Here is a 13,342-nt window from a genome sequence, read left to right on the forward strand (position 1 = left end):
TAATTTATATAATTGTTTTAATATGGTCATTCCCAATTATGGTCTAGTCCTTATGGTTAATGACCATATTAAAACAAAATAAAGATCAATTAAATTTAACCGAGACGGCTTCTGGTGGAACATCTTTGAAACGATTGTCTAAAAAGAAGGCATTTTTCATTTGGTTTAAATTATCGCGATATCCAATCCAAGTGCATCCTTTAATACCCTTTTTACATCTTTCTTCTGCATACTTAATCGTGTAGTCTTCCCATTGTTGCTCATTGGGGAACTCTCCGTATTTTGATTTATAGTATATGCGAGTGCTTGCAAATTCGGTAGCTATACCGATCCCTGGGTTTTCAATATCATTTCTTAATATATCAATAACCATACGTCGAATATTAAGATTAATATCCTTCCATTTCTTTTTTTGAAGATCAATATGTCTTTTGTACTGTACTTTTTTAATATTGGTTCCTTTGTAAGTGCCTTCACCTATAACAATTGGATGTTTCTCAGGATTTGCACGATGATTTTTCCATACCCGTTTAGCGGCTCCTTTACTTTTAAGGATCGGCTGGAGTGTAGTAGAATAGAGTTGGAGAAATTTACTGAAGGACTTCCAGCTTTTTACGCGATGTCTTAAAATGCCATATCTATTAAACATAGCCCAAATGACCGCATGTCCATTAGCGTCGTCTTTTACACCAGACTCTCCTGTTACAAATCGAGCCATCCAAAGAGCATCTTCCTTGGTAAATTGATAACTTGGTTTACTTTTTGACAACTCAGCAATGGTAGTATCAATTTCAAGGGTACCAAGATCGTCAGGAATTACATCCAAGCTTTCGACTTCTATAAACATAGTATCCATTACTATTTCCTCTTGTGCATTAATATGACTGATACTAAGAAGCATCGTCAGGCTTATAAATATTTTAAATGTTTTCATAACTAATGTTTTTAGATTTAATACTCTTCAATCGCACTTAGCATTGTTTTTATTTCGGCACTAAAAGTTTCCAAATCAAAATTCTGTGGGTCATCATGACCATTTTTTATCCCTTGATCTAAAACTGCGTGATAACCGGGGACTAACCAATTCTTCACGCGTATCGATGCACAGATATACAACAAAGCAAGTTTTTGATATTGGTCAGTGGTGAAACCAGGATCCGGAGCTATAATGTCATTATCCCTCCATTTTCCAGATTTTGATTTGCGTGGTTGTACGAGCTCGATATGAATAAATAACCCTCTTGAAATACTCTTTCCTAGTGCTTTGAATTCAAATTTTGTTGCACGGTAAGCAGAAGAGAATTCGATGGGAAAGAATATTTTTCCAGTTCGTCCCACAAAAGCATGAGGCCCTTTCCTATGTTTCCATCGTACCTCCACATTATTTTGTTTCCAAGAATCTTCGTTTATATAATCGGGAAAATCTCTTTTTAAAAAATTTGGAGTGCTCGTATCATGTATGATAAAATACTTAGCCTGACTTCCTTTTGCATTATGGGATAAGTCGTCGAGAACGGAACCTCCGACATGGTCATATTCTAAGTTTTTAGATTCTAAATACATATTGATCTTGAATATTGCCGGAATAGCAACCTCATCGGTCATTAAGGATTCAATGAATTGAGGCAGCATTGCATCTTGTTTTGAAACAATGCCCATAGGTTTTACTTTTTTCAATAAGTATTGGGCTTGCTCAAGTTTAGTCCCGATAAATTGTTGATCCTCTAAGGAGAATTTCTTAATTGCTTTTGATTGCCCAAAACTCATCGAGCAGAGCGTAATTAGTACTAGATTTATGATAGTTTTCATGTTTATAATGTTTTGTGATTATTACTTTTTAAATATGTTTTCCTCTAATGTGATAAATTTTGAATCGACCACTAGATCCTCAACAATATCACGTTCCCCGTTTTCATAGTATGCCTTACCACTTACTTTGATCTTATAATTTTCTGAATGTTTGACAAAAGAGATATTGTTCTCCGAAGCAAGGGTAGAGTAAGAGGACAATCTAAAAGGACCTCTAAATACCGTTTTATTATCAAAAATAAATTGCAGCGAAACTTCTATATAATTCAGAGTTCCTTCATTATCTAGACTGGGTGATAGTTGACTCGATATTCGAACATTATCGGTAATAGTATTGCTTTCGATTACATTGAATTTATCGATCAAATTTTCATAATCAATATCCTTCAATAAGCTTTCTGGTACTTTTAAAACCAGTTGTTGTGACTTTGGCTGTTGTGATTCCTGTATTTTATAATTCAGATTAAAGTCAATATTGTTGCTCTTAGGGAATAACTTAATTAGTGAAAGCTGTTCATCTTGTAAAAGGACTTTAAGACGTAGAATACTATTTCCGATTGGGATAATTTTCCCGGCATTTTCTCCATTAAGTTTAAAGGATTGATCATTAATGTAAATAAGATTGTTCGGAATTTTCTTCTCCAAAACGAGTCCTTTTTTTGATAATACGTTGTTCACCTCCTCTAAATACTTCGGGTCATACCCAAGTTCTACTTCCAGTTTCATGGATAGTTTTGCCCCACCTGTAGCATCAAAATGTATAGCTCCGAATCGATCGTTAACCCCATTATTCATGTTAGATACTGGAATTAGAGTTGCGATAGAAGGAAGTGCGTAATATTTGAAAGGAGATTTATGTAAGTCTTTTATCTTTCCAGACACGAGTATGGTCAAATCACCAATTTTTCTATTGGTTTCAAGTCTTTCAAGATCGTACTGACTATCAAAATTGCTGCATAAGGAAGCGAAATCTTCTTTGTAATCTTTGTCTTTCCACAGCATATCTGATCTCACTTTGTTATATCGATAATTCTGAAATTCAGTCAACAATTTATCACGTTCCCAATCATCAGTTAAGCCGTTAAGTTCAGTAGCAATCTGCCCCATTATTTCTATACATAGTCTATTGGTCAGCAGGGCTTCATTCTCCCCGAATGGATCCTTATGTACTTTAATGTTAGTATCAGCAACAACAAAAGGAGGGTTCGGCTTCAGTTCCCGACTATTAAGCTCTTTATAAGGCGTTTTAAGCAATATTTCCTTTGCGGAAAAAACATAATCTGTCATTTCCCTTGCTCTAGCTGATCCTGGAGTAATTGGACCGTCATAAATAATACAGTTTGCAATTACCTTTATATAGCTTCTTTTTGTACTGCGTGGTTTGCCATCAGTATTTAAAAAAGAAACCGGTGCAAATAAGGTATCGGTAACTATGATATGATCGTATGCTGACGAAAATGCTGTAAATTCTTTCCTCCTTATATTCTTAAAGAAATAAAAATTTGTCCTTCCCTTTTTACCTTCTAGACCGCGAGCACTTTGCCTTTTTTTATGAATCCAATCCCAGGAGTCGGGGCTAATCTTTCGAATATCAAAAGTTTTAGGTGGAATTTCATGCACTATTTTAGTAATGAAGCCCGTCTTAATGGTTTTTTTACTCCTACTTGAAGCATAATTATAGGATTTTAAGTGGTCAAATTTTAGTGGATAGAAATAGAAGTCTTTATTCTCCCAAAACGCTTTTATTTCAGAAGGTAGTGGCTTTGTCCAACGGCCTTTGGTGTAAAAGTCACGGTTATTAATCCTTCTTTTCTTACCACCATAGATCCATACTTTGTTTTTTCTATGTGGCATTATTTTTCTAGGACCAATAGCTGCTGATCCCCTTGTAGCGGTTACAACTTCACTGGGCCTAGTTCCTCTTCTAGCCCTAATGGTCTCACTTGGTCTAGTTACTTGCGACCATAATTCCCCTGACATACCAAAGAATGCCAGAATTATGATATATTTTATGTAGCATTTCATAACAGAATCTAATTAGGTTATTCAATAGACTGTTTCCAATCAAAATCGTCTAGTATATTTTCACCTAGTTCAATTTTCTGATCTCGTACCTTTCGTATACCATTTTTTGTTACATAGGTTACTTTTCCAGTTGCGCCAGTTTCACTTTTTGGGAAAAGGAGATAGACTGGGCTAGGAGCGGTAGCAGTTCCATTAATTGAATAGGGTTTTATACTTTTCTTTATCGAAACATCTCCATTTTTGATAAGTACTTCTGCTCTGGATAGATCTGTAGGGTTTCCAGAGGTTTTAAAGTAGCTTAGGTCCTCTCCATCAATAATGTAAGAATCAGTAACCATTTCGATCGCATCTACGAATTTTTCATCGCCAGCCATTTTGACCTTGCGGCTAATATTAAAAGAACCATTTGGAATACTAGAAACAACTTGAAGATTAACGTCAAACTCCGGTTCATCTAGTTTTGCTTGATCTTTCTCTCCAATTAAATTAAACTGAATGTGAGATACCTTTTTGCCCATAGGAGTAAGCCAGCCATTATTTTTGGTCCACTGTCTCGCTTCGCTTCTTGTGCTACCATCACTGTTTTTATACTTTATTTCTAAAGTAATAGCGCGAGCTCCGTAGTCAGGGTTTATTATTGGCAAACCAAAGATGGTACTTCTAAAATCTTTATTCGCATCAATATTTATGACATAGCCATCCTGAACAAGTTGTTCTTCAGATAATTTATATTTTGAAAAGCTTAAACCACCACCAAATGTAGTATTACGCGTAACGATCTGCTGCTTCGAATAATCATAGTTGATTTCGCCTGTCTGCCTTTTTTCAATGTCTTTTACAGAACGTTGATATCCAAAGTTTATGGACTTTTCGGTTCCAGCTATCTTATCAATTAGCTTCTTTTTAAGGTCTTCATCATTGGTGCTTTCGAACATTGATTTCAATTTCTCAAGCTCCTTAGCTTGTGTCAAAATTTCGGTATTAAACACTTGCCCTTCTATCTTATCTAATAAGCTTTTCAGGTTTTCATCACCAGCAGATTTGTCTTCACCTTCGCAGGCAATTTGTTCAACAGTTATATCTTGAATCTTCTCTAAACTCTCACGTTTCTTTTGTTTGGTGTCTGTAGCAGATGCTTTTATAACCCATATTTTTACACCTCCTTCTTTCTTTGTTTGTTTTTCAAAGTATTTGTAGACATTATCCCATTTCCCATTAATGGTATACCCACAAGGAGGCGTTAATCCTTTATATGCAACACTCGCCCTAAGGGTTAGACCAGATTTTCCGCTTGCAAGACCTTGAATTACGCTAGCCCCTAAAGCGGTAAGATTATAGCTCATGACCATCTCCTGACTAGCTGTCGTAGCACCATCAAAGGAAGTTTTGGCGTCAACCTCACCCATAAAATCTCCTTTGCCATTTAAGAATTGAATCTTACTGCTTTCTAATGGGAGCCCTGCCAATCTAATTTCTGCTTTGCCAAGTTTACGTTGGTACTTTTTCCAATAGGCATCTTTAGAATTTTGAAGCTTTCTAACCTTAGCCACTAGCTTTGTTTTTACTTCATCTACTACTTCAGATTCCATTGCCATTGTGAAGGTTGCTGATAATACAGCGCCTTCTTTGGTTTCTTTTGTGATTTTGTCCTTATACTGATATTTGAGAATGGTCATTTTGGGTCCCACCTTACCATTTACATTGACCTCTTCAGCAACTCTAACACCGTTAGGCATATAGTACCACTGCTCTGGAGTTTGAGAGTCTCTGATGAGTGTATAGGTTTTTTGTTCCCCATACTTAGTAGTAACAGTAATATCTTCGACCATGTCCTCTGCAGCTAAACTAGCCTGCGCATACAAAAGGGTCGTACTTGTTATTAAATAAAAGGTGATTGCTAAAAAATGCTTTACTTTTTTCAGCATACCATGAGTTACTTTGCCAAAAGTCAATGAACTCACATTCTGAGTTTGATTGTTTGTTTTCATTATTGTTATGTTTAAAAGTTTATCCTAATTTGAAGGGAGAATCAAATAGATAGAATGGGGGAGTTGTATAAACTCGTGGAGGAATCTGATAGCAATATTAATTCAGGAAGAAAGGAATGGTGTTCACTATTATTGCAAGCACTAGGATTATTTGCTTTGCAACAAAAAAAGTCTTGTACTATTATTGCAAGCACAGGACTGTTTGTATTTTAAAGAATTGATTTGCAGCTATTTAACCAATTCGCTAGGAGCAAGGCCAAATTCTTTCTTAAAGGCTCGGCTAAACCAGGATGGATCATTAAAACCGACCTCATAAGCAGTTTCTGAGATGGTTTTGTCGGTTGTTTCAATTAATTCTTTAGCCTTTTGTAAACGTACAGAACGAATAAATACCGCAGTTGATTTATGAGTGATAGCTTTTATTTTTCGATATACCTGTGATTCGCTTAGATGAAGTTTCTTAGCCAACTCTGCAGGACCAAAATCTGAATTATCCATTTCAGTATGGATGAGTTTAATGGACTTTTGTAGAAACCTGGTTTCTGGTGTTGTAGCAGCTTTTTTTACCAAGCTTCCATATCCGCCATCATGAATTTTGTTAATTAGTTTTTTCCTAACTAACAATAGCTGATCTAAGCGGGTATACAATTCAGTCTTATTAAAGGGTTTTCCTAAATAAGCATCCGCTCCATGTGATAAGCCTTCTAAACGATCTTTTGTAGACACTTTCGCTGTTAAGATAATGATAGGGATGTGATCGGTTCTTTCGTCAAGTTTTAAAGTCTTACAAACTTCGAAGCCATTTTTTTCAGGCATCATTACATCGGAAATAATCACATCAGGCATATGATCAAACGCCATTTCTATTCCGACTAGCCCATTAACGGCATGAATAACCTCATACTTTTCCCATAAGCATGTTTTTAAATAATGGGCAACATCCATATTGTCTTCGATTACTAAGGCAATTGGGAGTTTAGGATTTTGGATTAAACTCTTTTCAGTAGTAATAACAGGAGTATTGGCATTTACTAACGACTCCTTTTTGTTTAAAACTATCTCTGGAGTGACAGGGGCATTTTGAGTCACGGGAATTTTTATGGTAAACTCACTACCTTTCCCTAGTGTACTCTTTAATGATATACTGCCATTCATTAAAGTAACTAACTCTTTGGTAAGGGCAAGTCCAATTCCAGTACCAGTGTTTATTCTAGTAGTCGATATATCTGCCTGATAAAACCGTTGAAAGATATTCGGTATTTCCTCTTCTGAAATACCAATACCACTGTCCTTTATTTTTATATACAGATAATCTTCGCTCTTATGCACATATTGTTTTATATGCACTATTATCTGGCCCAATGCAGGTGTGAATTTAATTGCATTCGAAAGGACATTGGAAATAATGGATGTTAACTTAGTGACGTCTATATCCATAACTAAGTGTTCTATTTCTGAATAAATAGTGAGATCTAGCTCATTTTCTTCAGCCAATGAACTAAAACTTCCCGCTAGATATTTTAGCAAGGGCACTACATTGGTTTGCGCCAATTGTAGTTCCATGTGGCCGCTTTCTAATTTAGATAGGTCAAGCATTTCATTTACTAGACGTAATAGATTTTCACCATTTCGCTCTATCATTTGCAATGATGTTTTTGAGTCTTCAGTTTTTAAATTAGAAGTCCTTGTTTTTAATGAATCTGTCAGGCCTAATATAACGGTAAGCGGTGTTCTAAATTCATGAGTAATATTGGTATAGAGACTATTTTTAAATTGATGCATTTCAATAAGTCGTTTACTTTCGGCAACGGCTAATTTTTTAGAAAGTTTAAAACGATAAAACCAGTATGCAAAAATCAGGGCAGCTAAACCATATAACAAATAGGCCGTCCATGTTGCCCACCAAGGAGTAGGTATTGTCAAGTTATACAACACGGGGTTTTCTTGAACCTGACCTAAACTATTAACAGCTCTTAGTTGAAACGCATAGTCCCCAGAACTTAGATTTGTGAAATTAATTTCATTACTCACACCAATATCTATCCAATCATCTCCAATCGTATATTGATAGTTAATTTGGTCTGGTTTGTGAAAGCCCAAAGCGCTTACCTGAATCATGAGGTGTTGAATTCCACTTTTAAATTGAAGGTTTTTTCTTGAAATTTCCCTTGCATTAAATAGAATAGTACCATTTGAACTCACATTTTGGATATAGGGAACTGCAAGTTCAGAATGCGCTTCTCCTTGAGTTGAATTGTATATTAAAACGCCATTATTACAACCAATTATATATTCATTATGCTTCGAATTAATAACAGGTCCTCTAAACACATATTGATTATCCGTATCCCTCAGATTCATTTTAGTATGGGTTAGGGTATTGGTGTTTAATTGGCCGAGATGATCACCAATTGTCCAAAAAATGCTATCATTAAGAGGATACAACCCTCTATAATATCCATCGATTTCATGACTGATTCCTTTAGCAAAATTTTCATAGTCTGTGTACCCTAATCCCTGTTTATAACCAGCAATCCATACACGTCCTTTATTATCTTCTAAAAAACCACCAACATCGGTATACGAATTAATACTGTCTTGAATTACGGGGTCGAGGTTATGAATAGAAAGATCATTCAAATTCATAATAGTACTTGAGGACCCCTTACCAAGCCAGAGTTTATTCTTAGAATCTAAATATAAACGATTAACCCATCGATGATTACCCTCTTCATAAATATCGAACTCTTCTCGATAATTTACAATGCTGTTTTTTTGAAAGTTCAAACAAAAAACACCTCCTTGTCTGGCGCCTACCCAATAATTGTTATCTCGATCCTTAATAACCTTTTGTAGTGAAGGATACACATGATCAATTTGAAGAGGTGAGAGGACAACCTCTTCTGTTTTCGGGTTGAAAATGACCATTTTATGACTTCCAAGAATTAGGAATCGACCATCTTCCATTTCAATCATATCTCGAAGTGAATATCCCGTTTTTTTGTTCCCATTTAAATAGGGTAAACGAATAACCTTAAATGAATGATCTGTTAAATTTATTTTATAAAGTCCCAGGCCAGCATGCCCTAAAACATAAAGATTATTTTCAGCTTTAATAATTGCATTTACAATGACTGGTTCTGACAATTCACTTCTCGATTCTAGTTCAATAAATTTAGTTTGAGATGGTAGCGGATCATATTTAAGCAGTCCCTTATTGTTAGCATACCAAATAATTCCTCTGGAGTCAACAAAGGAAACACCTCGTAAAACATCTTTATCTAAATTATTTGGAACTATATTGGTAATATCACGGGTTTCTGAATTGTAGGACATTAAACCATTTACAGTAGTCACCCAAATGGTTCCGTCAGTATCTTCATGAAACCCTTTGATTCCCCTATGATAATTAGGGAAGCGTTTTTTTAGCGGCTGCCTAAATTCTCTAGTCGATTTATCAAAAAACAATACTCCTTCGCTCCATGTACCAATTAAAACTTCATCTTTAGAAGCATGAATATTGCGAATGTGATTTTGCGCTGCTTCTATATGGTTTTGATATACATAAATATCGTAGTCATTTGTAAGGCTATTGAACCTAATCAAACCAGCTCCAGTACCTAACCAAAGAATATTGTTATCAATAGGATCTTGAGAGATATTGGTAATGCTATTAAGTTTTGAATTGCCTTCAGCGGTACTATTCTTAAATAAAATTCTTTTATGCGTATTTCCTTCTAAGTCAATTCGCACTAGCCCTTGGTCAAATTCTGCGGCCCATATTATTTTTTGATGATCTAAGATAATATCAGCGATTTTTTCAATAGGGAAGGGGATACTCGAAATGAGTGATTCTATCCGCTGGAAATTGATAGTAGCCGTATTACTGTAAAAAATACCGTCATCACTAGCTAGCCAGAGGTCTTCACCGGATTTATCGGTTATAAGTGTATTCACAAAACCGATTTTATCTAGTTTGTCATTTGTTAGTTTCGAAAAGTCACTAAATTTCTTTCCATCAAATCGGACGATTCCTTTGGCAGTAGCTATCCACAAAAATCCAAATTGATCTTCTGCGATATCGGAAGTAAAAGAGGAGGGTAAACCATTCTTTACTGTATAAAATTGAGCATTATTAAAGTCTTCTAGTGCTATTTGAGCATTAGCATTAGAAAACACAGTAGAAAGCAATAGGAAGAAAGGAAGTGCAATCTTTGTTAATCGGTTTAACCTAAGGAATATAAAAACCATAACAAATGAATAAATTAAAGGACAGAACACAGTTGTTTACCAATCAGTGTGTAGGCTGATATAGATCGTCGGAGACGAATGTAGTTATTTTGTAAACTGTTCTCTCTAGGAAAAATACCCATTAATTAGGGGTGTTAAACAGTTTTATTAATAGGTTCTAACTTGACTAAGACAACTCAACCTAACAAAACGACATTTCAGTTAGTTTTATATTCCGTGGCATATCTTATTGTCTCATCTTTGGAATAGATATCATTACATCAATTAAAAAACTAACCAATCATGAAAATTCGTTCCATCATCAAATTAATCCGACTAGTAAGTATTCTTTCTTTTTTATTTATGTCCAAATCAAACGCACAGGAATCTATTTCTGCGGCGCAATGGCAGGAAGATTTGCGATACTTGCAAAAAACAGTGCATTCAAAATTCCCGCAATTATTTAAAAAGATAAGTGCTGCTGATTTCGATACTGAAGTAGAAAAACTATATAAAGAAATCCCAAATTTAGAAGCACATGAAGTGCCGGCAGGTTTAGCGCGTATGGTTTCGTTGTTTGAATATGGTCATTCACAAATAACATTTGGTACAGTGGCTCAAGACAAGATATTGCCGATTAATCTCTACCAATTTTCTGATGGGGTTTATATAGAAGGTGCACATAAAGACTATCAAAAAGCAATTGGGGCTAGGGTAGTAGCCATTGAGGGAATTCCTATTGAAAAAGTCTTTAGAATGATTCGGCCGGTGGTGCCAGTTGAAAACGATCAGTATTTCAAGGCATATGGCGTTCGTTTTGCGACCTTACCAACAGTACTGCATGCGCAAGGAGTAACCGAAGAGTTAAAATCGACAATTGAATTCACCTTAGAGAAAAATGGAAAGCGTTTTAAGCAAACTATAAAGTCAGTTGAATTGAAAGAGATGTCGACTGATTATTGCTTGACGATACCAAATGAACAGTGGGAGAGTGCCCGCTCTCAAGCGGTGACTCCATTATATTTAAAGGATTTGAATGAGAAATTTTACTTTTTTGAATATTTAGCGGACTCTAAGGTGTTATACGTACGTCAAAGCTCAGTTTTTAATGATGAAAAGGAGTCATTAGCGGATTTTTACAAACGTCTTTTTGAATTTATTGACACCAATGAAATAGAAAAATTGGTGTACGATTGTAGATTAAATGGAGGCGGAAATAACTACAACAATAAGGCATTTATAAAAGGCATTATGGCACGACCAAAGGTCAATACAAAGGGAAAATTCTTTTACATCATAGGAAGAAATACCTTTTCTGCGGCACAAAACTTGACGAATGAGATTGAGAACTATACTGAGGCAATTATTGTAGGCGAACCAACTGCTGAAAACAAGAATTTTTATGGAGATGCCCGAAGAGTAACATTGCCAAATTCTCGAATTAACGCATATTTATCATATGCATGGTGGCAAGATGTCCCGCAATGGGAAAATAAAGATTGGACTATCCCGAATATCGCGGTAGATATGAGTTTTGATCAATATAGTAAGAATGAGGATCCTATTTTAGAAGCTGCGCTAAAGTATACAGATACAGGTTTCATATTAAATCCACTAGATCATTTAACGCAACTGTTTTTAGCTGGAAAATATGGAGAGGTGAAACAAGCTGCCAAAGAGATCGCCAGCAATCCACAATATAAATACTATGATTTTGAAAAGGAATTTGGGCAAGCGGGAAATCGTTTGTTTGAAAATGGTAATGTACAAGGAGGATTATTTGTTTTAGAACTCATTACAGAAGTATATCCTAAATCAGCAAGTGCATTGTATAGTTTGGGTTATGCACAGGAGCAATCTAAACAATTGGAAGCTGCTAAGAAGTCATATCAGGCAATTATTGATATTGATTCTAAAAGTACATTAGCGAAAGCTGCAAAGGGTAGAATAGATAGTTTAAATAATAAGTAGGATATATGGGAGTAGTTTAGGCTGCTCTTGAATATTTATTTTACATAATATAAATTATAGCACAAATGTTATTATTCAATATTTGGACTCGTATGCCATTCGTGATCTATAATTCTCTAATATCTAAAATACCCTAAGAAGTTCAGTTTTATTATTTTTCAACGTTTTTTAAGGCTTCCTCCTGAGAAATTAGAGCATAGTGTTTCTAGATTGCATACTTCGAACAGCAAGGTTAGCATGTTTTTTTTCGGCTTTAGAGTTTCTTTTTCCTCTTCACTCTGTTTTTGTTGAACAATACACGACGCCAAAGTAATATTGTAACGCAATTAAGTATTGTAGATAACAAGATATGAGTAATGCAAAACCAAAAGACATGAAAAATTTAATAGGTACCCTACTGGGGATAGTGTTTATTCTATTATGTAGTTGTAATACTAACGAAATAGAAGACTTAGAAAGAGAGGTGAGAACACTAAACGATAGTTTAAGCCTTGTACAGGCAGAGCAAAATAGTTTATTAGACTCCATTTCAAAACTGATTGAAAGTAATGATGTATTTGATATAAATGCAGTAAAAATGAGTCAAATAAAAAGCCTATTTGAGTTTATTGCAAGACAGCCCGAGGCAGCTGATGTACTGATAAGCGCTTCAGAGCAAATTTATAGCGACTTCACAGAGTTGTTACCATTTACTGATAGTACCATTGTAGAACGTGGAAGAGCATTGGCATTTTTGTTTGAGGCCATTGCAAGGCAGCCAGAGGCATTTGATGTTTTAGATGATGCAGCAACACAATTTTTGGGAGCGTTCGATCCTGCGAATATGAGTAGCAATTTTAATGCAGATACAGAAGCCAGAGGTATTGCAATAAGCGAACTATTTAATGCCATTGCACGACAACCCGCAGCATTTGATAACCTAGATAGTACCGCAACTAAATTTATGGGCGCATTTAAGGTATCACAGATGAGCACTAATACTGTTATAGAAGGTAAAGCGAGAGGCATCGCACTTAATGAGTTATTTGTTGCTATTTCAAGACAACCAGCGGCTTTTGATGAGTTGGAGCAAACCGCAACAAAATTTCTAGGCGATTACGATCCCGCTATTTTTAGCGATGAATTAATTGAAATTTCTAAAAGCTTTGCTTTAAGTGGATTAAATCAAGGCTTGGGACGTAATCCAGAGTCTGAAGATCTTCTAGACTCCATTTGTATTAAGTTTTTAAATTTTAGCTTTTTATCCGAATAGTGGTTGACCAACTGAAGGTTGACATTCATTAATTCGGTTTCTCTAAATGTCGGAACTAGTATAGTCA

General features: G+C 35.4%; 7 protein-coding genes. 2 read left to right on the top strand and 5 right to left on the bottom strand.

Annotated features, from left to right (window positions below; translation table 11 throughout):
- Window positions 1-85: 85 nt before the first annotated feature.
- From GWK10_RS04970 to GWK10_RS04990, 5 genes are all read right to left on the bottom strand, one after another.
- Window positions 86-901, bottom strand: coding sequence for a hypothetical protein (locus GWK10_RS04970; RefSeq protein WP_164029821.1), 816 nt, complete (start codon window positions 899-901; stop codon window positions 86-88).
- A 50-nt stretch (window positions 902-951) separates the two neighbouring features.
- Window positions 952-1,809 carry a hypothetical protein gene (locus GWK10_RS04975; protein ID WP_164029822.1) on the bottom strand — a complete coding sequence of 286 codons (858 nt, stop codon included), beginning with the start codon at window positions 1,807-1,809 and terminating at the stop codon, window positions 952-954.
- Window positions 1,810-1,830: 21 nt separating this feature from the next.
- Window positions 1,831-3,834: a hypothetical protein gene (locus tag GWK10_RS04980; RefSeq protein ID WP_164029823.1), complete on the bottom strand. Its 2,004-nt coding sequence runs from the start codon at window positions 3,832-3,834 to the stop codon at window positions 1,831-1,833.
- A 17-nt stretch (window positions 3,835-3,851) separates the two neighbouring features.
- Window positions 3,852-5,822 (bottom strand): hypothetical protein, encoded by a 1,971-nt coding sequence (locus GWK10_RS04985; protein ID WP_164029824.1) that lies wholly within the window; start codon window positions 5,820-5,822, stop codon window positions 3,852-3,854.
- Window positions 5,823-6,050: 228 nt separating this feature from the next.
- Window positions 6,051-10,073: a hybrid sensor histidine kinase/response regulator transcription factor gene (locus GWK10_RS04990; protein WP_164029825.1), complete on the bottom strand. Its 4,023-nt coding sequence runs from the start codon at window positions 10,071-10,073 to the stop codon at window positions 6,051-6,053.
- Between the two features lie 282 nt (window positions 10,074-10,355).
- On the opposite strand from GWK10_RS04990, the gene GWK10_RS04995 reads away from it, so the two are divergent.
- Both GWK10_RS04995 and GWK10_RS05000 read left to right on the top strand, forming a co-directional pair.
- Entirely contained in the window at window positions 10,356-12,023 is a 1,668-nt protein-coding gene (locus GWK10_RS04995; RefSeq protein ID WP_164029826.1) for a tetratricopeptide repeat protein, read from the top strand.
- A gap of 373 nt (window positions 12,024-12,396) precedes the next feature.
- A complete protein-coding gene (locus GWK10_RS05000) occupies window positions 12,397-13,275 on the top strand; it encodes a hypothetical protein (protein ID WP_164029827.1) in 879 nt (292 codons plus the stop codon).
- The last annotated feature ends 67 nt before the right edge of the window (window positions 13,276-13,342 follow it).

The organism is Spongiivirga citrea (assembly GCF_010671565.1).
GTDB classification, from domain to species: domain Bacteria; phylum Bacteroidota; class Bacteroidia; order Flavobacteriales; family Flavobacteriaceae; genus Spongiivirga; species Spongiivirga citrea.

Coding starts and splice junctions, on each gene's coding strand:
- GWK10_RS04975 (WP_164029822.1), bottom strand. CDS start 1,809: ATGAAAACTATCATAAATCTAGTACTAATTACGCTCTGCTCGATGAGT.
- GWK10_RS05000 (WP_164029827.1), top strand. CDS start 12,397: ATGAAAAATTTAATAGGTACCCTACTGGGGATAGTGTTTATTCTATTA.
- GWK10_RS04980 (WP_164029823.1), bottom strand. CDS start 3,834: ATGAAATGCTACATAAAATATATCATAATTCTGGCATTCTTTGGTATG.
- GWK10_RS04990 (WP_164029825.1), bottom strand. CDS start 10,073: ATGGTTTTTATATTCCTTAGGTTAAACCGATTAACAAAGATTGCACTT.
- GWK10_RS04970 (WP_164029821.1), bottom strand. CDS start 901: ATGCTTCTTAGTATCAGTCATATTAATGCACAAGAGGAAATAGTAATG.
- GWK10_RS04985 (WP_164029824.1), bottom strand. CDS start 5,822: ATGAAAACAAACAATCAAACTCAGAATGTGAGTTCATTGACTTTTGGC.
- GWK10_RS04995 (WP_164029826.1), top strand. CDS start 10,356: ATGAAAATTCGTTCCATCATCAAATTAATCCGACTAGTAAGTATTCTT.